Below are 19,615 nucleotides of genomic sequence, written 5' to 3' on the forward strand. Positions count from 1 at the left end.
TTTATCCAGGAGTGCATCGTGCGTAAGTTGACCCAACTGGCCGTAATGGCCGCGGCGCTGGTCGCCACCCCGGCTTTCGCCGAAATGAAGGTTGCCGTCCTGAACTATCAGATGGCCCTGCTGGAATCTGACGCGGCCAAGAAATACGCCGTGGATGCCGAGAAGAAGTTCGGCCCGCAACTGACCAAGCTGAAAAGCCTGGAAAGCAGCGCCAAGGGCATTCAGGACCGTCTGATCAAGGGCGGCGACAAGATGCAGCAGCAGGAGCGTGAGCGTCTTGAGCTCGAATTCAAGCAGAAAGCCCGTGACTTCCAGTTCCAGTCCAAGGAACTGAACGAAGCCAAGGCTGTTGCCGACCGCGACATGCTCAAGCAACTGAAGCCGAAGCTGGATGGCGCTGTCGAGGAAGTGATCAAGAAAGGCGGTTACGACCTGGTCCTCGAGCGTGGCGCGGTCATCGATGTCAAACCGCAGTACGACATCACCCGCCAAGTCATCGAGCGCATGAACCAAGCCCGTTGATATGACCGTGACCATGACGCTAGGCCAGCTGGCCGAGGCCCTCGGCGCCACCCTCAAGGGCCCCGAGGCGCTGCAGATTACCGGGCTGGCCACTTTGCAGGAGGCTGGCCCAGGTCAGTTGAGCTTCCTCGCCAATCCGCAGTACCGCAAATTCCTGGATAGCAGCCAGGCGGCTGCGGTGCTGCTGAAGGCGGCGGACGCCGAAGGCTTTGCCGGCAATGCGCTGATCGTCGCCGACCCGTACCTGGCCTACGCGCGCATTTCCCACCTGTTCGATCCCAAACCTAAGGCTGTGGCGGGTATTCATCCCAGCGCCGTGGTGGCGGAGGACGCGCAGGTGGACGCCAGTGCCAGCATCGGGCCGTTCGCGGTCATCGAAAGCGGTGCGCGCATCGCGGCCAATGTCAGTGTGGGTGCACACTGCGTGGTCGGTGCCCGTTGCGTGATCGGTGAGGGTGGCTGGCTGGCCCCACGGGTCACCCTGTACCATGATGTGACCATCGGCAAGCGTGTGGTCATCCAGTCGGGTGCGGTGATCGGCGGTGAAGGCTTCGGCTTTGCCAACGAGAAGGGCGTGTGGCGCAAGATCGCTCAGATCGGTGGCGTGACCATCGGCGACGACGTGGAAATCGGTGTCAACACTGCGGTCGATCGCGGTGCGCTGTCGGATACGCGGATCGCTGACGGGGTCAAGCTCGACAACCAGATCCAGATCGCCCACAACGTGCAGATCGGTGAGCACACGGCCATGGCCGCCTGCGTCGGAATTTCCGGCAGCACGCGCATCGGCAAGCATTGCACCATTGCCGGAGGTGTCGGCATGGTGGGTCATATCGATGTCTGTGATAACGTTTTCGTGTCCGGGATGACCATGGTGACCCGTTCGATCACCGAACCGGGTGCCTATTCTTCCGGCACTGCCATGCAGCCACTGGCTGAATGGCGCAAGAGCGCCGCGCGTATCCGGCACCTGGACGACATGGCCAAGCGTCTCCAGCAGCTGGAAAAACGCGTCGATACCGTGACCTCAGGTGGCCAGCCGACATCAGAAGGCTGATACCATTCCCTGAGCAAGAGTGAACAGTCGCTAGCTGGCTCCTCTTTGGACTGCAAAAGGAGCGTGTGGTCAGCACCTGCGCTCCCTATTCTTATTACAGGCTTCCCCCCCGAAATGATGGACATCAACGAGATTCGCGAATACCTGCCTCACCGTTACCCGTTCCTGTTGGTGGACCGCGTGACGGATCTGGACTACGAGGCCCAGAGCATTCGTGCCTACAAGAATGTCAGCATCAACGAGCCGTTCTTCAATGGCCACTTCCCGGCGCACCCGATCATGCCGGGCGTTCTGATCATCGAAGCCATGGCCCAGGCGGCCGGCATCCTTGGCTTCAAGATGCTTGATGCCAAGCCGGCCGATGGCACCCTGTACTACTTTGTCGGCTCCGACAAACTGCGCTTCCGTCAGCCGGTGCTGCCGGGTGATCAGCTGGTGCTGGAAGCCAAATTTCTCAGCCGCAAGAGCATGATCTGGAAGTTCGAATGCCGCGCCCTGGTCGACGGCAAGCCGGTTTGCTCGGCAGAAATCACCTGCGCGGAACGCTCCCTATGAATTCGATTGATCCTCGGGCCATTATCGATCCCTCGGCCAAACTGGCCGATGGCGTCGAGGTCGGCCCTTGGTCGATCGTTGGCCCTGATGTAGAGATCGGGGAGGGCACCGTTATCGGCCCGCATGTTGTGCTCAAAGGCCCTACCCGCATCGGCAAGCACAACCGTATCTTTCAGTTTTCCTCGATCGGCGAAGACACCCCGGACCTCAAGTACAAGGGTGAGCCAACGCGTCTGGTCATCGGTGACCACAATGTGTTCCGCGAAGGGGTGACCATTCACCGCGGTACCGTTCAGGACCGTGCGGAAACTACTGTGGGCGACCACAACCTGATCATGGCCTATGCCCACATCGGCCACGACAGCGTCATCGGCAACCACTGCATCCTGGTCAACAACACCGCTCTGGCCGGCCATGTGCATGTGGGTGACTGGGCGATCCTGTCCGGTTATACCCTGGTGCACCAGTACTGCCATATCGGTGCCCATGCGTTTTCCGGCATGGGCACGGCTATCGGCAAGGACGTCCCGGCCTTCGTCACCGTGTTCGGCAGCCCGGCCGAGGCCCGCAGCATGAACTTCGAAGGCATGCGCCGTCGGGGTTTCAGCGATGAGGTCATTCACGTGCTGCGCCGTTGCTACAAGATTGTCTATCGCCAGGGCCTGACCGTCGAAGACGCGCTCAAGGAACTGACCGAACTGGCCGCGCAACACCCTGAGGTCGAGCTGTTCCGTCAGTCGATCGTGAACTCCGCCCGCGGCATTACGCGCTGACATGGCCCAGCTTTGCGTAGCCTTGGTCGCAGGTGAGGCCAGCGGCGACATTCTGGGTTCAGGCTTGATGCGTGCCATCAAGGCGCGCCACCCGGACGTTCGGTTCATCGGCGTTGGCGGCCCCTTGATGGAAGCCGAAGGCCTGCAATCCTATTTCCCCATGGAACGCCTGGCCGTCATGGGCCTGGTTGAAGTGCTGGGGCGCCTGCGTGAGCTGCTCAAGCGCCGCAAGCTGCTGATCGAGACCCTGATCGGCGAAAAGCCCGACGTGTTCATCGGCATCGATGCCCCCGACTTCAACCTCAACATCGAACTGAAACTGCGTCAGGCCGGGATCAAGACCGTGCACTACGTCAGCCCGTCGGTCTGGGCCTGGCGGCAGAAGCGTGTGCTGAAGATTCGCGAAGGCTGCGACCTGATGCTGACGCTGTTGCCATTCGAGGCGCGGTTCTATGAAGAGCAGGGCGTGCCTGTACGTTTCGTCGGCCACCCGTTGGCCGACACCATCCCGCTCGAAGCCGACCGCCCGGCGGCGCGTGCCGCGCTTGGCCTGGGTGAAGGGCCGGTGGTGGCGCTGATGCCGGGTAGTCGTGGCGGCGAAGTCGGGCGCCTGGGGGCGCTGTTCCTGGATGCGGCCGAACGGCTGCGCCAGCAGGTGCCAGGCGTGCGTTTCGTGCTGCCTTGTGCCAACGCCGCCCGGCGCGCCCAGGTCGAGCAGATGCTTGAAGGGCGCGAGCTGCCGCTGACCCTGCTCGATGGCCAGTCGCACCAGGCCCTGGCGGCCTGTGACGCGGTGTTGATCGCCTCGGGTACCGCCACCCTCGAAGCGCTGCTGTACAAGCGGCCGATGGTTGTGGCCTATCGCCTGGCGCCTCTTACCTACTGGATTCTCAAACGGCTGGTAAAGAGCCCCTACGTTTCGTTGCCGAACCTGCTGGCCCAGCGGGCGTTGGTACCCGAACTGCTGCAGGACGACGCCACCAGCGAAGCCCTGGCCAGCACCCTGGCGCCTCTGGTAGCCGATGGCAGCCAGCAGACCGAACGTTTCGACGAAATTCACCGCACCCTTCGCCGTGACGCCTCCAACCAGGCTGCCGAGGCGGTACTGGCGTTGCTCAAGGACCGCTGACATGCAAATTGGACTGGACTTCAACCTGGTCGAGGACCTGGTCGCCGGTGTCGACGAAGTGGGCCGTGGCCCGCTGTGCGGCGCGGTGGTGACTGCAGCGGTGATCCTCGACCCGGCGCGCCCGATCCTCGGCCTGAACGATTCGAAGAAACTCACCGAAGCCAGGCGCGAGGCGCTGTTCGATGAAATCTGCGAAAAGGCCCTGAGCTTCTGCATCGCCCGCGCCGAGGTCGAAGAAATCGACCGCCTGAACATCCTGCATGCCACCATGTTGGCGATGCAGCGAGCGGTGGAAGGCTTGCACATTACACCGAAGCTTGCCCTGATCGACGGTAACCGCTGCCCGAAACTGGCCGTACCGGCGTCGCCGGTAGTCAAGGGGGATAGCCAGGTGCCGGCCATTGCGGCGGCGTCGATCCTGGCCAAGGTGACCCGCGACCGAGAGATGAGCGCGTTCGAGCTGATCTATCCGGGTTACGGTATTGGGGGCCACAAGGGGTACCCGACCCCGGTGCACCTCGAGGCGCTGGCACGGCTTGGGCCGACGCCCATTCATCGGCGTTCCTTTGCTCCGGTGAGGGCAGCTTGGGAAGCGCTTGAAGGCGTCACCGACGCCCTGATCTGATTTTTGGGGGCCGCTTTGCGGCCCATCGCCGGCAAGCCAGCTCCCACATGGATCGTACAATCCCTGACAGCTACGCGGTCCCTGTGGGAGCTGGCTTGCCGGCGATGGGCTGCAAAGCAGCCCCAAAACCCCCTCGCATTTAAGCTACAATCCCGCCCTTGTCGTTCAGCACTGCTACAGGATCTTCCATGTCGGTTCCCTTCGTTCACCTGCGCGTCCACTCCGAATTCTCGCTGGTCGACGGCCTGGTGCGGATCAAGCCGCTGGCCAAGGCACTGGCCGGGATGAACATGCCGGCGGTGGCGATCACCGACCAGAGCAACATGTGCTCGCTGGTAAAGTTCTACAAGACCGCCATGGGCGCCGGCATCAAGCCGATCTGCGGCGCCGACCTGTGGCTGGCCGCTGCCGATCCGGAAGCACCGCTGTCGCGTATCTGCTTCCTGGCCATGAACCCCAAGGGCTACCGCAACCTCACCGAGCTGATCTCGCGCGGCTGGACCGACGGCCAGCGCAACGGCCTGGTCATCCTCCAGCGTGACTGGATCGCCCCCGCCAGCGAGGGCCTGATCGCCCTGTCCGCAGGCAAGGAAGGGGACATCGGCATGGCCTTGCTGGCCGGCAAGGGCGATGAGGCCGAGGCCCTGCTGCGAGACTGGATGGGCATGTTCCCCGAGCGCTTCTATGTCGAAGTGCAGCGCACCAACCGCGCCCGCGACGAGGAGTACGTGCACGCCGCCGTGGCGTTGGCCGACAAGCTCGGCGCTCCGCTGGTGGCAACCAACGATGTGCGCTTCATCAAGCAGTCGGACTTCGATGCTCACGAAACCCGCGTGTGCATCGGTGAGGGCTGGACCCTCGACGACCCGCGCCGGCCAAGGATGTACAGCGACCAGCAGTATCTGAAGTCGGCCGAGGAAATGACCGAGCTGTTCAGCGACCTGCCCGACGCCATCGCCAACACCGTCGAGATCGCCAAGCGCTGCAACATCCAGGTGCAGCTGGGCAAGTATTTCCTGCCCGACTTCCCCACGCCCAACGGCATGGGCATTGATGATTACCTGCGGCATGTGTCCCACGAAGGCCTGGAAGAGCGCCTGGCAGTGCTGTGGCCGAAAGAGACCACGCCCGATTACGAAGAGAAGCGCCAGGTCTATCTCGACCGCCTGAAGTTCGAGCTGGACATCATCATCCAGATGGGTTTCCCCGGTTACTTCCTGATCGTCATGGACTTCATCAAGTGGGCCAAGAACAACGGCGTGCCGGTCGGCCCGGGCCGAGGGTCGGGTGCCGGCTCGCTGGTGGCCTACGTGCTGAAGATTACCGACCTCGACCCGCTGGCCTACGACCTGCTGTTCGAGCGTTTCCTCAACCCTGAACGTATTTCCATGCCCGACTTCGACGTCGACTTCTGCATGGATGGCCGGGACCGGGTGATCGACTATGTGGCCGAAGCCTATGGCCGTAACGCGGTCAGCCAGATCATCACCTTCGGTACCATGGCGGCGAAGGCGGTGGTGCGAGACGTGGCGCGGGTCCAGGGCAAATCCTACGGCCTGGCCGACCGTCTGTCGAAGATGATCCCGTTCGAAGTGGGCATGACCCTGGAGAAGGCCTACGAGCAGGAAGAGATCCTGCGCGACTTCCTCAAGGGTGACGAAGACGCCCGCGAAATCTGGGACATGGCCCTGAAGCTCGAGGGCGTGACCCGCGGTACCGGCAAGCACGCCGGTGGCGTGGTCATCGCCCCGACCAAGCTCACCGACTTTTCGCCGATCGCCTGTGACGAAGAGGGCGGCGGCCTGGTAACCCAGTTCGACAAGGATGACGTCGAGGCTGCCGGCCTGGTGAAGTTCGACTTCCTCGGCCTGCGCACCCTGACCATCATCAAGTGGGCGATGGAGATCATCAACCGCGAGCAGGCCAAGAAGAACCTGCCCGATGTAAACATCGACTTCATCCCGCTGGACGACCGCAAGACCTACGAGCTGTTGCAGAAGGCCGAAACCACGGCGGTGTTCCAGCTTGAATCGCGGGGCATGAAAGAGCTGATCAAGAAGCTCAAGCCCGACTGCCTGGAAGACCTTATCGCACTGGTGGCGCTGTTCCGCCCAGGCCCGCTGCAGTCGGGCATGGTGGACGACTTCATCAACCGCAAGCACGGCCGCGCCGAGCTCGCCTACCCTCACCCTGACTACCAGTACGAAGGCCTGAAGCCGGTGCTGGCACCGACCTACGGCATCATCCTGTACCAGGAACAGGTGATGCAGATCGCCCAGGTAATGGCTGGCTACACCCTCGGTGGCGCTGACATGCTGCGCCGTGCGATGGGTAAGAAGAAGCCCGAGGAGATGGCCAAGCAGCGGGGTGGTTTCATCGAAGGTTGTGCCAACAACAATATCGATGCAGAGCTGGCCGGTAACATCTTCGACCTGGTAGAAAAGTTCGCCGGTTACGGCTTCAACAAATCCCACTCCGCCGCCTATGGCCTGGTGTCGTACCAGACTGCCTGGCTGAAAACCCACCACCCGGCGGCGTTCATGGCTGCTGTGTTGTCGGCGGATATGCACAACACCGACAAGGTGGTGGTGCTGGTCGAAGAAGTGCGCAACATGAAGCTGCGCCTCGACGCGCCGGACGTGAACTTCTCCGACTTCAAGTTCACCGTGAACAATGACGGGCGCATCGTCTATGGCCTGGGCGCCATCAAGGGCGTGGGCGAAGGCCCGGTGGAGGCCATCGTCGAGGCCCGCGCGCAGGGTGGCCCGTTCAAGGACCTGTTCGATTTCTGTGAGCGCATCGACCTCAAGCGGGTCAACAAGCGTACCCTCGACGCACTGATCCGCAGCGGCGCGCTGGATCGTCTGGGCCCGCACTTCCATGACGAGATCAAGGCCTACCAGGCCAACATCGACATCAACCGGGCAACCTTGCTCTCGGCGCTGGGCGAGGCCATCAAGTCTGCCGAGCAGGCTGCCCACACCGCTGACAGTGGCCACGTCGACCTGTTCGGCGGCATGTTCGAAGAGGCGGATGCCGACGTCTACGCCAACCACCGCAAGGTGCGCGAACTCACCCTCAAGGAACGCCTGAAGGGCGAGAAGGACACCCTTGGCCTGTACCTCACCGGCCACCCGATCGACGAGTACGAGACCGAGATTCGCCGCTTTGCCCGCCAGCGCATCATCGACCTCAAGCCGTCACGCGAGACCCAGACCATCGCCGGCATGATCATTGCCCTGCGGGTGATGAAGAACAAGAAGGGCGACAAGATGGGCTTCGTCACCCTGGACGACCGTTCCGGGCGCATCGAGGCGTCGCTGTTTGCCGATGCCTTCTTGGCGGCACAGTCCTTGCTGCAGACCGATGCCATGGTGGTTGTCGAAGGCGAGGTCAGCAACGATGATTTCTCCGGTGGCCTGCGCCTGCGGGTGAAGCAGGTGATGACCATGGAGGATGCGCGCACCAAGCTGGCCGAAAGCCTGCGCCTGAAGGTGGCACACGAAGCGCTCAAGGGCGACCGGCTGAAGTGGCTGGGCGAACTGATTACCCGCCACCGCGGCGCCTGCCCGATCACCCTCGAGTACACCGGCAGCGACGCCAAGGCCATGCTGCAGTTCGGCGAGCAGTGGGCGATCGACCCGGCCGATGGGCTGATTCAGGCGCTGCGTGACCAGTTCGGGCGTGAGAACGTCTTCCTGCAATATCGTTGAACCGACAAAAAATTTAATCTCGACCTGAATGCGCCTGATCCCTTAAGGTAGGGCGCCAAACGGATCAACCGGCCGGCCGCCTGGCCGTAGACCCAAGACGGATGACTATGAACCCGAATTTTCTCGATTTCGAACAGCCGATTGCCGACCTGCAAGCCAAGATCGAAGGCCTGCGCCTGGTAGGTAACGACAACTCGCTGAACATCAGCGATGAAATTGCCCGTCTGCAAGACAAGAGCAACACCCTGACCGAAAGCATCTTCGGCAACCTGACCAGCTGGCAGATCGCCCGCCTGGCTCGTCACCCGCGTCGTCCTTACACCCTGGACTACCTGGAGCACATCTTCACCGAGTTCGAAGAGCTGCATGGTGACCGTCACTTCTCCGACGACGCTGCCATCGTCGGTGGTACCGCGCGCCTGGACGGCAAGCCGGTCATGGTCATCGGCCACCAGAAGGGCCGTGAAGTGCGCGAGAAGGTACGCCGCAACTTCGGCATGCCGCGCCCAGAGGGCTACCGCAAGGCCTGCCGCCTGATGGAAATGGCCGAGCGCTTCAAGATGCCGATCCTGACCTTCATCGACACCCCGGGCGCCTACCCGGGCATCGACGCCGAAGAACGCAACCAGAGCGAGGCCATCGCCTGGAACCTGCGCGTGATGGCGCGCCTGAAAACCCCGATCATCGCCACTGTAATCGGTGAGGGTGGTTCCGGCGGTGCGCTGGCCATCGGCGTGTGCGACCAGTTGAACATGCTGCAGTACTCCACCTACTCGGTGATCTCGCCGGAAGGCTGCGCCTCGATCCTTTGGAAGACTGCCGACAAGGCAGCCGACGCAGCAGAGGCCATGGGCATCACTGCCGAGCGCCTGAAGAGCCTGAACATCGTCGACAAGGTCATCCAGGAGCCGCTGGGCGGCGCCCACCGTGACCCGGCGAAGATGTCGGAAAGCATCCGTGCCGACCTGGTGCAGCAGCTGGACATGCTCGGCAAGCTCGACCATGACGCGCTGCTGGCCCGCCGTTACGATCGCCTGATGAGCTACGGCCTCTGATAGCGAGATGAATGGCACCGGCTTCGCCGGTGTTCGCGGGTGAACCCGCTCCCACAGGTACTGCGCAGCCCTCTGGAACGGCGCGATCCCTGTGGGAGCGGGTTCACCCGCGAACGCATTCTCGAATGGAGTGCGGGTTCGATGATCAACCTCACCCCCTGGCTCAACGCCCCAGCCTGGTACATCGCCTTTTCCGGCGGTCTCGACTCCACCGTCCTCCTGCACCTGCTGGCCGACCGCGCCCGCAATCACGCATCCCCTCCATTGCGCGCCATCCACATCCACCATGGCCTGCAATCCGCCGCTGACGCGTGGCCCGCCCACTGCCAGACCGTCTGCGACAATCTCGGCATCGAACTTCAGGTCATCCATGTCCAGGTCAGCACCGGCGCCAGCCTCGAGCAGGCCGCCCGCGACGCCCGCTATGCCGCCTTCCGCCAGCTGTTGGGCCCAGGCGACATCCTGTTCACCGGCCAGCACGGCGACGACCAGGCCGAAACCTTGCTGTTCCGCCTGCTGCGCGGTGCAGGCCTGCGTGGCCTGGCAGCGATGCCGGGGCAGCGGGCGCTAGGGCAGGGCAGCCTGGTCAGGCCGTTGCTGGGCTGCTCTCGCCAGCAACTGCAGGACCACGCCCAGGCCAACGGGCTGGCCTGGATCGAAGATCCGTCAAACGCTGACACACAATTTGCCCGCAACTACCTGCGCAGCGAGGTGTTTCCGCTACTTCGGCAACGTTGGCCGCAGGCCAGCCAGAACCTGGCCCGCGCCGCCGAGCATCTGGGCGAAGCCCAGGGCCTGCTGGACGAGCTGGCCGAGGATGACCTGGCGCTCGCGGAGGAGGGCGGGCCGGTTGCCTGGCCGGGGCTGGACTCCCTCGACCTGGCTACCCTGGTGGCGCTGTCGCCGGCCCGTCAGCGCAATGCCCTGCAATACTGGCTGAGCCGCCGGGCCCGCCTGCCCGATGCCCGGCACTGGGCCGGCTGGGCGGACCTGCGCGATGCTGCAGCCGATGCCCAGCCCGCCTGGCGCCTTGCCGATGGGCAACTGCTGCGCAGTCATGGGCGTATCTGGTGGTTGAGCGGAGACTGGCTGCAACTGCCCGTCGGCGAACTGGCCTGGGCCGATCCCGCCGAGCCTTTGTTGTTGCCGGGTAACGGCAGTGTGCGTCTTGTTGGCGCAGCGCCGCTGGACGGCTTGCGCATTGCCTACCGCCAGGGCGGCGAAGTGCTCGATGTCCCCGGCCGCGGCCGACGCGACCTCAAGCGCCTGCTCAACGAACAGCAGGTACCGCATTTCCTGCGCCCGCGCCTGCCATTGCTGTACCAGGGCGAGCGCCTGCTGGCGGTGGCCAACCTGCCCGGGCTGGTGCAGGCTGATTGCCAGCTGTGCTGGCAGTTGCCGACGAACGCGCAAGGTTTGAGCTGAAGTGTACATTCGGGTAGACTACCCTCCCTTCTTGATACAGCTTCTGTGGGTTCCGCGAAAACACAGGAGTTGCCGATTACCAAGCAGTTTTTTGCTGGGCTGATTCTGAAAATGACGAGCGAGCTCCATGCCGGGGATACCCCTGGTCTGTACAGACGCGGCAGTTTTTCGAGATGCACTGTGATTGACGCAGGTGATCGGGGGCTTCGGCCTTCCTTCGCTTTCTCCGGCGGCGCTGGCCGCCTTAACGCAGACTTCTAGGGTTTTTCATGACGCGCTACATATTCGTCACGGGCGGTGTTGTTTCTTCATTGGGGAAAGGCATTGCCTCGGCTTCCCTGGCGGCCATCCTGGAAGCGCGGGGCCTGAAGGTCACCATGCTCAAGCTGGATCCGTACATCAACGTCGATCCGGGCACCATGAGCCCGTTCCAGCACGGTGAAGTGTTCGTCACCCACGATGGCGCCGAGACCGACCTCGACCTGGGCCACTACGAGCGGTTCATCCGCACCACCATGACCCAGAACAACAACTTCACCACCGGCCGCATCTACGAGCACGTGCTGCGTAAAGAGCGCCGTGGTGATTATCTGGGTGCGACCATCCAGGTCATCCCGCACATCACCGACGAGATCAAGCGTCGCATCATCAAGGGCGCCGGCGATGCCGACGTGGCCCTGGTGGAAATCGGCGGTACCGTGGGTGACATCGAGTCGCAGCCGTTCCTCGAGGCCATCCGCCAGCTGCGCGTCGAAGTGGGCTCCAAGCGCGCCATGCTGATGCACCTGACCCTGGTCCCGTACATCGCCACCGCTGGCGAGACCAAGACCAAGCCGACCCAGCATTCGGTGAAGGAACTGCGTTCCATCGGTCTGCAGCCTGACGTGCTGATCTGCCGCTCCGACCACCCGGTCGATGCCTCGTCGCGTCGCAAGATCGCGCTGTTCACCAACGTTGAAGAGCGTGCGGTGATTTCGCTGGAAGACGTCGACACCATCTACAAGATCCCGGGCGTGCTGCACGCACAGGGCCTGGACGACTTCGTCGTCGAGCGTTTCGGCCTGCAGTGCAATGGCGCCGACCTGTCCGAGTGGGACAAGGTGGTCGATGCCAAGCTCAACCCCGAGCACGAAGTGACCATCGCCATGGTCGGCAAGTACATGGAGCTGCTGGATGCGTACAAGTCGCTGATCGAAGCGATGAGCCACGCCGGCATTACTAACCGCACCAAGGTCAACCTGCGCTACATCGACTCGGAAGACATCGAGAACCAGGGCACCAGCCTGCTCGAAGGCGCCGATGCCATCCTGGTGCCGGGCGGTTTCGGCCTGCGCGGCGTGGAAGGCAAGATCACCGCGGTGCAATACGCCCGTGAGAACAAGGTGCCATACCTGGGTATCTGCCTGGGCATGCAGGTGGCCGTGATCGAATTCGCCCGTAACGTGATGGGCTGGAAAGACGCCAACTCCACCGAGTTCGACCGCAACAGCGGCCACCCGGTAGTCGGCCTGATCACCGAGTGGGCCGATGCCACCGGTGCCGTCGAAACCCGCAACGAAGCCTCCGACCTGGGTGGCACCATGCGCCTGGGCGCCCAGGACTGCCAGCTGGCCGCCGGTTCCAAGGTGCACGACTGCTATGGCAAGGACGTGATCACCGAGCGTCACCGTCACCGCTACGAAGTGAACAACAACCTGCTGCCGCAACTGGTCGACGCCGGCCTGGTGGTTTCTGGCCGTTCCGAAGACGGTGCGCTGGTGGAAGTGGTCGAGTCCAAGGACCACCCATGGTTCGTCGCCTGCCAGTTCCACCCGGAATTCACCTCGACCCCGCGTGACGGCCACCCGCTGTTCAGCGGCTTCGTCAAGGCAGCCCTGGCTCAGAAGAACAAGGCCTGATCAATGACCCAGAAGATCATTCGCGTCGGTAACATCGAGATCGCCAACGACAAGCCGTTCGTCCTGTTCGGCGGCATGAACGTCCTGGAGTCCCGTGACCTGGCAATGAAGGTCTGCGAGGAGTACGTGCGGGTGACCGAGAAGCTCGGTATCCCGTACGTGTTCAAGGCCAGCTTCGACAAGGCCAACCGTTCGTCGGTAACCTCGTACCGTGGCCCGGGCATGGAAGAGGGGCTGAAGATCTTCGAAGAGATCAAGCGCACCTTCAACGTGCCGGTCATCACCGACGTGCACGAGCCCTACCAGGCCGAGCCTGTAGCCAAGGTGTGCGACATCATCCAGCTGCCGGCCTTCCTGTCGCGACAGACCGACCTGGTGGTGGCCATGGCCAAGACCGGCGCGGTGATCAACATCAAGAAGGCCCAGTTCCTCGCACCCCAGGAAATGAAGCACATCCTGACCAAGTGCGAGGAGGCCGGTAACGACCAGTTGATCCTCTGCGAGCGTGGTTCGAGCTTCGGCTACAACAACCTGGTGGTGGACATGCTCGGCTTCGGCATCATGAAGCAGTTCGAGTACCCGGTGTTCTTCGACGTGACCCACGCCCTGCAGATGCCGGGTGGTCGCGCCGATTCCGCCGGTGGCCGCCGCGCCCAGGTTACCGACCTGGCCAAGGCCGGCATGAGCCAGGGCCTGGCCGGGCTGTTCCTCGAAGCCCACCCCGATCCGGACAATGCCAAGTGCGATGGCCCATGTGCCCTGCGCCTGGACAAACTGGAGCCGTTCCTGGCCCAGCTCAAGCAACTGGACGACCTGGTGAAAAGTTTTCCGACGGTAGAAACCGCGTAAAGCTCGATTCTCGGGTAAAGTACCGTCCGATCCACCCCTGACCAGCCGGTCAGGGGTTCCATTCACCCGGCCTGCCCACTGCATGTCCGCCCGGTGAACGGCAAGAATTTCCTAAGCTAAGTTGTTTTCGTCAATTCTGGAGTGCTTACAACAATGGCAAAAATCGTCGACATCAAAGGTCGTGAAGTTCTCGATTCGCGTGGCAACCCCACCGTGGAAGCCGATGTACTGCTCGACAACGGCATCATCGGCAGCGCTTGCGCGCCGTCCGGTGCTTCCACTGGCTCGCGCGAAGCGCTGGAGCTGCGTGATGGCGACAAGAGCCGTTACCTGGGCAAGGGCGTGCTGAAGGCCGTCGCCAACATCAACGGCCCGATCCGTGACCTGCTGCTGGGCAAGGACCCTGCCGACCAGAAGGGCCTGGACCGCGCCATGATCGAACTGGACGGTACCGAGAACAAGGCCAAGCTGGGCGCCAACGCCATCCTCGCCGTCTCCCTGGCTGCCGCCAAGGCCGCTGCTCAGGACCAGGACCTGCCGCTGTACGCGCACATCGCCAACCTGAACGGCACCCCGGGCCAGTACTCGATGCCGGTACCGATGATGAACATCATCAACGGTGGCGAGCACGCCGACAACAACGTCGACATCCAGGAGTTCATGGTTCAGCCAGTTGGCGCCAAGACCTTCTCCGACGGCCTGCGCATGGGTACTGAAATCTTCCACCACCTCAAAGCCGTGCTGAAGGCCCGTGGCCTGAACACCGCCGTTGGTGACGAAGGTGGTTTCGCCCCTAACCTGGCTTCCAACGAAGACGCCCTGGGCGCCATCGCCGAAGCCGTCGAGAAAGCCGGCTACAAGCTGGGCACCGACGTGACCCTGGCCCTGGACTGCGCGGCTTCCGAGTTCTACGAAGACGGCAAGTACAACCTGTCTGGCGAAGGCAAGTCGTTCGACGCCGAAGGCTTCGCCGAGTACCTGAAAGGCCTGACCGAGCGCTTCCCGATCATCTCGATCGAAGACGGCCTGGACGAGTCCGACTGGGCTGGCTGGAAGATCCTCACCGACAAGATCGGCACCAAGGTGCAGCTGGTTGGCGATGACCTGTTCGTGACCAACACCAAGATCCTCAAGGAAGGCATCGAGAAGGGCATCGGTAACTCGATCCTGATCAAGTTCAACCAGATCGGCTCGCTGACCGAAACCCTGGAGGCCATCCAGATGGCCAAGGCTGCTGGTTACACCGCGGTGATTTCGCACCGTTCCGGTGAAACCGAAGACTCGACCATTGCCGACCTGGCCGTGGGTACCGCTGCTGGCCAGATCAAGACTGGCTCGCTGTGCCGTTCCGACCGCGTTTCCAAGTACAACCAGCTGCTGCGCATCGAAGAGCAACTGGGTGCCAAAGCGGTTTACCGCGGTCGTGCCGAGTTTCGCGGCTAAGCAAGAGATGGTAAAAAGACAGCAGCCGGAGTTGTAGGAACGTTCGTACTGTTCTTTCCTACATTCCAACGGGTTTCTGTCGACGAAGCCTGGCCTCGGCCAGGCTTCGTGCTATTCGAGGCCCCGAAGTAAAAATACCCGGGCAGCCTTTTTAATCTGGATAACGTGATGCGCAGTCCCTATTGGTTGTTCCTCGTCCTGCTCCTGCTACTGGGTGGCCTGCAGTACCGCCTGTGGGTGGGTAACGGCAGCCTGGCGCAAGTGACCGAGCTGAAGCAGCAGATTGCCGAGCAGCATGCCGAAAACGAGCGCTTGCTCGAGCGCAATCGCGTGCTCGATGCCGAAGTGCTGGAACTGAAAAAAGGCATGGAGACCGTTGAAGAGCGGGCTCGCCACGAATTGGGAATGGTCAAAGAGGGCGAAACCCTCTTCCAGTTGCCACAGAAATGATCGAAACGTTACCCGCCTTCTGGGCCGTGATTCCTGCTGCGGGCGTAGGCGCCCGCATGGCTGCCGACCGCCCCAAGCAGTACCTGGAGCTGGCTGGGCAGACCATTCTCGAGCACAGCCTCGACTGTTTTCTCGGCCACCCGATGCTCAAGGGTGTGGTGGTCAGCATTGCCGAAGATGACCCGTACTGGCCTCGCCTGCGCTGCGCCAGCGACCCACGCATCCAGCGCGCAGCGGGTGGCCGCGAACGTGCCGACTCGGTGCTCAATGCCTTGCTGATGCTGCATGCCCAAGGGGCGGCGGACAGCGACTGGGTACTGGTGCATGATGCCGCGCGACCAAACCTGACGCGCAGCGACCTGGACAAGCTGTTGTCGGAGCTGGCGGACGACCCGGTGGGTGGCCTGCTGGCGGTGCCGGCGCGCGATACCCTCAAACGCGCCGATGCCGATGGCCGGGTGGGTGCCACCGTGGACCGCAGCACCATTTGGCAGGCCTATACGCCGCAGATGTTCCGCCTGGGGGCCTTGCATCGGGCGCTGGCCGAGTGCCTGGTGTCGGATGTGCTGGTGACCGACGAGTCCTCCGCCATCGAGTGGTCTGGCCAGGCGCCACGGCTGGTCGAAGGGCGCAGCGACAACATCAAGGTGACCCGGCCGGAAGACCTGGAGTGGTTGCGCCAGCGCTGGGCAGGGCGCCGCTGAATTTCTTGCTCCTGTGCCGGCCTTTTCGCGGGTAAACCCGCTCCCACAGGTATCGCACATCCCTTCAGGTTTGCGCTGTACCTGTGGGAGCGGGTTTACCCGCGAAGAGGTCAGACCAGGCAGCACGAGGTTTCAGTTCAAGCGATACTCCGGCAACCCCGCCAACCCTTCCTTCAGGTAATCCACCAGCCGCCGCACCTTCGGCGACAGGTGCCGCTGTTGTGGATACAGTGCCCACACCGCCGTATTCGGTGGCTGGTGCGCCTCCAGCAACGACACCAGCGCGCCACTGTTCAAGTGCTCCAGCACGTAATAATCCGGCAGCTGGCACAACCCCATGCCCTGCAGCGCCGCGTCCAGCACCGCCTGCCCGCTGTTGCAACGCCAGTTGCCCTGCACTCGCTGGCTGATCTCGCGGCCGTCTTGCTGCAGCGCCCACAAGTCCGAACTGCCCACCAGGCAATTGTGCCGCGCCAGCTCCGACAGGCTGTGCGGCCGGCCATAACGTTCCAGGTAAGCCGGCGAGGCGCACAGGTACATGCGCCGTGGCGCCAGGCGGGTTGCCACCAGTCGCGAGTCGGCCAAGCGGCCCAGGCGGATGGCCAGGTCCATGCCTTCGTGCACCAGGTCGAGGGTGTGGTTGCTCAGTTCCACATCCACCCGCAGCTGCGGGTACAGCGCCATGAACCGTGTCACCAGCGGCACGATGAAGCGCTCGCCATAGGCCACCGCGCAGGTCATGCGCAGCAACCCCTTGGGCTCGCTGGCCAGGTCGCCCATGGCGCGCAGGGCTTCCTCGCGGCCATCCTGCAGGCGCTGGCAGTGCTGCAGGAATGTCTGCCCGGCCTCGCTCAGGGTCACCCGCCGGGTGCTGCGATACAGCAGGCGCGTCTGCAACCGTTCCTCCAGGCGGGCAATCTGCCGGCTGATATGCGACGAGGAAACCCCCAGGCGCTCGGCGGCCGCGGTGAACTGGCCCGACTCGGCCACGGCGACGAATTCGTCGATGCCTTCCCAGCGGCTACTCATTGATTATCCCTGCATGGCAATAATGTTTTGTCTTTGCCATGATTATTCATCAAAAGACGGTGAATTACACTGCCAGACTGAATCGACCCTCTGTCTGGAGACCTTTGATGATCAAGTCCCGTGCTGCCGTAGCCTTCGAAGCCAAGAAACCCCTGGAAATCGTCGAAGTCGACGTGGCCATGCCCAAGGCCGGTGAAGTGCTGCTGCGCGTGGTCGCCAGCGGTGTCTGCCACACCGACGCCTATACCCTGTCGGGCGCCGACCCGGAGGGCATTTTCCCGTCGATCCTCGGCCACGAAGGTGGCGCGATCGTCGAGGCGATAGGCGAGGGCGTCACCTCGGTCGCCGTCGGTGACCACGTCATTCCGCTGTACACCCCGGAATGCGGTAAGTGCAAGTTCTGCCTCTCGGGCAAGACCAACCTGTGCCAGGCTATCCGCGCCACCCAGGGCAAGGGCCTGATGCCGGACGGCACCACGCGCTTCTCCTACAAGGGCCAGCAGCTGTTCCACTACATGGGTACCTCGACTTTCTCCGAGTACACCGTGCTGCCGGAAATCTCCGTGGCCAAGATCCAGAAAGAAGCGCCGCTGGAAAAGGTCTGCCTGCTGGGTTGTGGCGTCACCACTGGTATTGGCGCAGTGCTCAACACCGCCAAGGTCAAGCCGGGTGACACCGTGGCCATCTTCGGCCTGGGTGGCATCGGCCTGTCTGCGGTAATCGGTGCGGTCAAGGCCAAGGCGTCGCGCATCATTGCCATCGACATCAACCCGGCCAAGTTCGAAATCGCCCGTCAGCTGGGTGCTACCGACTGCATCAACCCGAAAGACTACGACCGCCCAATCCAGGAAGTGATCGTCGACCTCACCGACGGCGGTGTGGACTTCTCCTTCGAGTGCATCGGCAATGTGCAACTGATGCGTGCCGCGCTGGAGTGCTGCCACAAGGGCTGGGGTGAGTCGGTGATCATCGGCGTGGCCGGTGCCGGCCAGGAAATCGCCACTCGTCCGTTCCAGCTGGTCACCGGCCGCGTATGGCGTGGTTCGGCGTTTGGTGGCGTACGTGGCCGCAGCGAGCTGCCAAGCTACGTGGAGATGTCCGAGAAGGGCGAAATCCCGCTGGATACCTTCATCACCCACACCATGGGCCTGGAAGACATCAACAAGGCCTTCGACCTGATGCACGAAGGCAAGAGCATTCGCAGCGTGATCCACTTCTGAGGTTTGCCATGAGCCTGGATAACATCTCCTGCCAGAAGAGCTTCGGCGGCTGGCACAAGCGTTACCGGCATCACTCCAAGGTGCTGGGCTGCGACATGGTGTTCGCCGTCTACCTGCCGCCGCAGGCTGAACAGGGCGAGAAGCTGCCGGTGCTGTACTGGCTCAGCGGCCTCACCTGCACCGACGAGAACTTCATGCAGAAGGCCGGCGCCCAGCGCCTGGCCGCGGAGCTTGGGTTGATCATCGTCGCCCCCGACACCAGCCCGCGTGGCGAGCAGGTGCCGGGCGACCCGGACGGCGCCTGGGACTTCGGCCTGGGTGCCGGCTTCTATCTCAATGCCACTCAGCAGCCCTGGGCCCAGCACTACCGCATGCACGACTATGTGGTGGAGGAGTTGCCTGCGTTGATCGAAGCGCACTTCCCGGCTTCGGGCGAGCGCAGCATCAGCGGCCACTCCATGGGCGGGCATGGCGCGCTGGTGTGCGCCTTGCGCAATCCGGGGCGCTACCGTTCGGTGTCGGCGTTCTCGCCGATCAGCAACCCGATGGATTGCCCTTGGGGCGAGAAAGCCTTCAGCCGCTACCTGGGTGAAGACCGTGCGCGCTGGCGCGAGTGGGATGCCAGTGTGCTGCTGGCCGAGACCCCGGCCGGCGAATGTCCGCCGTTGCTGGTGGACCAGGGGGACCGCGACGACTTCCTCGAGAAGCAGCTCAAGCCTGAAGCCCTGGAGCAGGCGGCACGCAAAGGGGGGCATGAACTGACCCTGCGTCTGCAGCCTGGCTATGACCACAGCTACTACTTCATCGCCAGCTTTATCGAGGAACACCTGCGTCATCATGCGGTGGCGCTGGGGCGGGTGTAAGGCATAGCGTTTTCAGCGCCTGTGAGATTGAGCGCCGCCCGCGCGGCGCTTCGCGGGACAAGCCCGCTCCCACATTTGTTGCAACGTGGCCATGTCTGTGAGGCCATGGTTGTCAGCCTTGTTGGCATGACGGGATTTCGAGGTGGGCATTGTTGCCGCCCCACCTGTCTGAAGACATGCACCAAGGCGGGCAACGCCTCTCCAACAGACATGGCCACGTTGCAACAAATGTGGGAGCGGGCTTGCCCCGCGAAGCGCCGCGCGGGCGGCGCTCGGTTTCACAAGCGCAGAAAGTGTCAAGGCGA

At 63.0% G+C, this 19,615-nt stretch carries 17 protein-coding genes; 16 read left to right on the forward strand and 1 reads right to left on the reverse strand.

Annotated elements, in window-relative coordinates; all coding sequences use genetic code 11:
* Positions 1-18 precede the first annotated feature (18 nt).
* The 14 genes from RIN61_RS17525 to ispD all read left to right on the forward strand — a co-directional run bounded on the left by RIN61_RS17525 (position 19) and on the right by ispD (position 16,198).
* Positions 19-522: an OmpH/Skp family outer membrane protein gene (locus tag RIN61_RS17525; protein WP_112251053.1), complete on the forward strand. Its 504-nt coding sequence runs from the start codon at positions 19-21 to the stop codon at positions 520-522.
* Between the two features lies 1 nt (position 523).
* Entirely contained in the window at positions 524-1,579 is a 1,056-nt protein-coding gene (gene lpxD / locus RIN61_RS17530) for a UDP-3-O-(3-hydroxymyristoyl)glucosamine N-acyltransferase (protein ID WP_013971258.1), read from the forward strand.
* A 114-nt stretch (positions 1,580-1,693) separates the two neighbouring features.
* Positions 1,694-2,134 (forward strand): 3-hydroxyacyl-ACP dehydratase FabZ, encoded by a 441-nt coding sequence (fabZ, locus tag RIN61_RS17535; RefSeq protein ID WP_028634990.1) that lies wholly within the window; start codon positions 1,694-1,696, stop codon positions 2,132-2,134.
* Positions 2,131-2,907, forward strand: a complete 777-nt coding sequence (gene lpxA / locus RIN61_RS17540) for an acyl-ACP--UDP-N-acetylglucosamine O-acyltransferase (RefSeq protein WP_112251055.1) — start codon at positions 2,131-2,133, stop codon at positions 2,905-2,907. Before fabZ ends, lpxA begins: the two co-directional genes overlap by 4 nt.
* 1 nt (position 2,908) lies before the next feature.
* The gene (lpxB, locus tag RIN61_RS17545; protein ID WP_207877132.1) at positions 2,909-4,036 is read left to right on the forward strand and encodes a lipid-A-disaccharide synthase; all 1,128 of its coding nucleotides are present in this window, start codon (positions 2,909-2,911) and stop codon (positions 4,034-4,036) included.
* 1 nt (position 4,037) lies between these two features.
* Positions 4,038-4,661 carry a ribonuclease HII gene (gene rnhB, locus RIN61_RS17550; RefSeq protein ID WP_112251059.1) on the forward strand — a complete coding sequence of 208 codons (624 nt, stop codon included), beginning with the start codon at positions 4,038-4,040 and terminating at the stop codon, positions 4,659-4,661.
* Positions 4,662-4,849: 188 nt separating this feature from the next.
* Positions 4,850-8,374, forward strand: coding sequence for a DNA polymerase III subunit alpha (gene dnaE / locus RIN61_RS17555; RefSeq protein WP_112251061.1), 3,525 nt, complete (start codon positions 4,850-4,852; stop codon positions 8,372-8,374).
* A gap of 107 nt (positions 8,375-8,481) precedes the next feature.
* A complete protein-coding gene (accA, locus tag RIN61_RS17560) occupies positions 8,482-9,429 on the forward strand; it encodes an acetyl-CoA carboxylase carboxyl transferase subunit alpha (RefSeq protein WP_015269200.1) in 948 nt (315 codons plus the stop codon).
* Positions 9,430-9,570: 141 nt separating this feature from the next.
* A complete protein-coding gene (tilS, locus tag RIN61_RS17565) occupies positions 9,571-10,854 on the forward strand; it encodes a tRNA lysidine(34) synthetase TilS (protein ID WP_207877130.1) in 1,284 nt (427 codons plus the stop codon).
* Positions 10,855-11,123: 269 nt separating this feature from the next.
* Positions 11,124-12,752 (forward strand): CTP synthase, encoded by a 1,629-nt coding sequence (locus RIN61_RS17570; RefSeq protein ID WP_112251065.1) that lies wholly within the window; start codon positions 11,124-11,126, stop codon positions 12,750-12,752.
* Between the two features lie 3 nt (positions 12,753-12,755).
* Positions 12,756-13,601: a 3-deoxy-8-phosphooctulonate synthase gene (gene kdsA, locus RIN61_RS17575; RefSeq protein WP_025337985.1), complete on the forward strand. Its 846-nt coding sequence runs from the start codon at positions 12,756-12,758 to the stop codon at positions 13,599-13,601.
* 153 nt (positions 13,602-13,754) lie between these two features.
* Positions 13,755-15,044, forward strand: coding sequence for a phosphopyruvate hydratase (gene eno / locus RIN61_RS17580; RefSeq protein WP_025337986.1), 1,290 nt, complete (start codon positions 13,755-13,757; stop codon positions 15,042-15,044).
* A 168-nt stretch (positions 15,045-15,212) separates the two neighbouring features.
* Positions 15,213-15,494, forward strand: a complete 282-nt coding sequence (gene ftsB, locus RIN61_RS17585) for a cell division protein FtsB (protein WP_004375443.1) — start codon at positions 15,213-15,215, stop codon at positions 15,492-15,494.
* Positions 15,491-16,198, forward strand: a complete 708-nt coding sequence (gene ispD, locus RIN61_RS17590) for a 2-C-methyl-D-erythritol 4-phosphate cytidylyltransferase (protein WP_112251067.1) — start codon at positions 15,491-15,493, stop codon at positions 16,196-16,198. The genes ftsB and ispD overlap by 4 nt, the downstream gene beginning before the upstream one ends.
* Positions 16,199-16,330: 132 nt before the next feature.
* Here the strand turns inward: ispD and RIN61_RS17595 are convergent, their stop codons facing one another.
* Positions 16,331-17,227, reverse strand: coding sequence for a LysR substrate-binding domain-containing protein (locus tag RIN61_RS17595; protein WP_015269205.1), 897 nt, complete (start codon positions 17,225-17,227; stop codon positions 16,331-16,333).
* Positions 17,228-17,334: 107 nt separating this feature from the next.
* On the opposite strand from RIN61_RS17595, the gene RIN61_RS17600 reads away from it, so the two are divergent.
* On the forward strand, positions 17,335-18,447 hold the full coding sequence (locus tag RIN61_RS17600; protein WP_039614790.1) for an S-(hydroxymethyl)glutathione dehydrogenase/class III alcohol dehydrogenase: 1,113 nt from the start codon (positions 17,335-17,337) through the stop codon (positions 18,445-18,447).
* A gap of 8 nt (positions 18,448-18,455) precedes the next feature.
* Entirely contained in the window at positions 18,456-19,310 is an 855-nt protein-coding gene (gene fghA, locus RIN61_RS17605; protein WP_025337989.1) for an S-formylglutathione hydrolase, read from the forward strand.
* Positions 19,311-19,615: the final 305 nt, after the last annotated feature.

Origin of the sequence: Pseudomonas inefficax (assembly GCF_032164165.1) — a bacterium.
Classification (GTDB): Bacteria; Pseudomonadota; Gammaproteobacteria; order Pseudomonadales; family Pseudomonadaceae; genus Aquipseudomonas; species Aquipseudomonas inefficax.

Coding starts and splice junctions, on each gene's coding strand:
- fghA (WP_025337989.1), top strand. CDS start 18,456: ATGAGCCTGGATAACATCTCCTGCCAGAAGAGCTTCGGCGGCTGGCAC.
- dnaE (WP_112251061.1), top strand. CDS start 4,850: ATGTCGGTTCCCTTCGTTCACCTGCGCGTCCACTCCGAATTCTCGCTG.
- ispD (WP_112251067.1), top strand. CDS start 15,491: ATGATCGAAACGTTACCCGCCTTCTGGGCCGTGATTCCTGCTGCGGGC.
- lpxD (WP_013971258.1), top strand. CDS start 524: ATGACCGTGACCATGACGCTAGGCCAGCTGGCCGAGGCCCTCGGCGCC.
- RIN61_RS17600 (WP_039614790.1), top strand. CDS start 17,335: ATGATCAAGTCCCGTGCTGCCGTAGCCTTCGAAGCCAAGAAACCCCTG.
- kdsA (WP_025337985.1), top strand. CDS start 12,756: ATGACCCAGAAGATCATTCGCGTCGGTAACATCGAGATCGCCAACGAC.
- tilS (WP_207877130.1), top strand. CDS start 9,571: ATGATCAACCTCACCCCCTGGCTCAACGCCCCAGCCTGGTACATCGCC.
- lpxA (WP_112251055.1), top strand. CDS start 2,131: ATGAATTCGATTGATCCTCGGGCCATTATCGATCCCTCGGCCAAACTG.
- accA (WP_015269200.1), top strand. CDS start 8,482: ATGAACCCGAATTTTCTCGATTTCGAACAGCCGATTGCCGACCTGCAA.
- lpxB (WP_207877132.1), top strand. CDS start 2,909: ATGGCCCAGCTTTGCGTAGCCTTGGTCGCAGGTGAGGCCAGCGGCGAC.
- eno (WP_025337986.1), top strand. CDS start 13,755: ATGGCAAAAATCGTCGACATCAAAGGTCGTGAAGTTCTCGATTCGCGT.
- fabZ (WP_028634990.1), top strand. CDS start 1,694: ATGATGGACATCAACGAGATTCGCGAATACCTGCCTCACCGTTACCCG.
- rnhB (WP_112251059.1), top strand. CDS start 4,038: ATGCAAATTGGACTGGACTTCAACCTGGTCGAGGACCTGGTCGCCGGT.
- RIN61_RS17595 (WP_015269205.1), bottom strand. CDS start 17,227: ATGAGTAGCCGCTGGGAAGGCATCGACGAATTCGTCGCCGTGGCCGAG.
- ftsB (WP_004375443.1), top strand. CDS start 15,213: ATGCGCAGTCCCTATTGGTTGTTCCTCGTCCTGCTCCTGCTACTGGGT.
- RIN61_RS17570 (WP_112251065.1), top strand. CDS start 11,124: ATGACGCGCTACATATTCGTCACGGGCGGTGTTGTTTCTTCATTGGGG.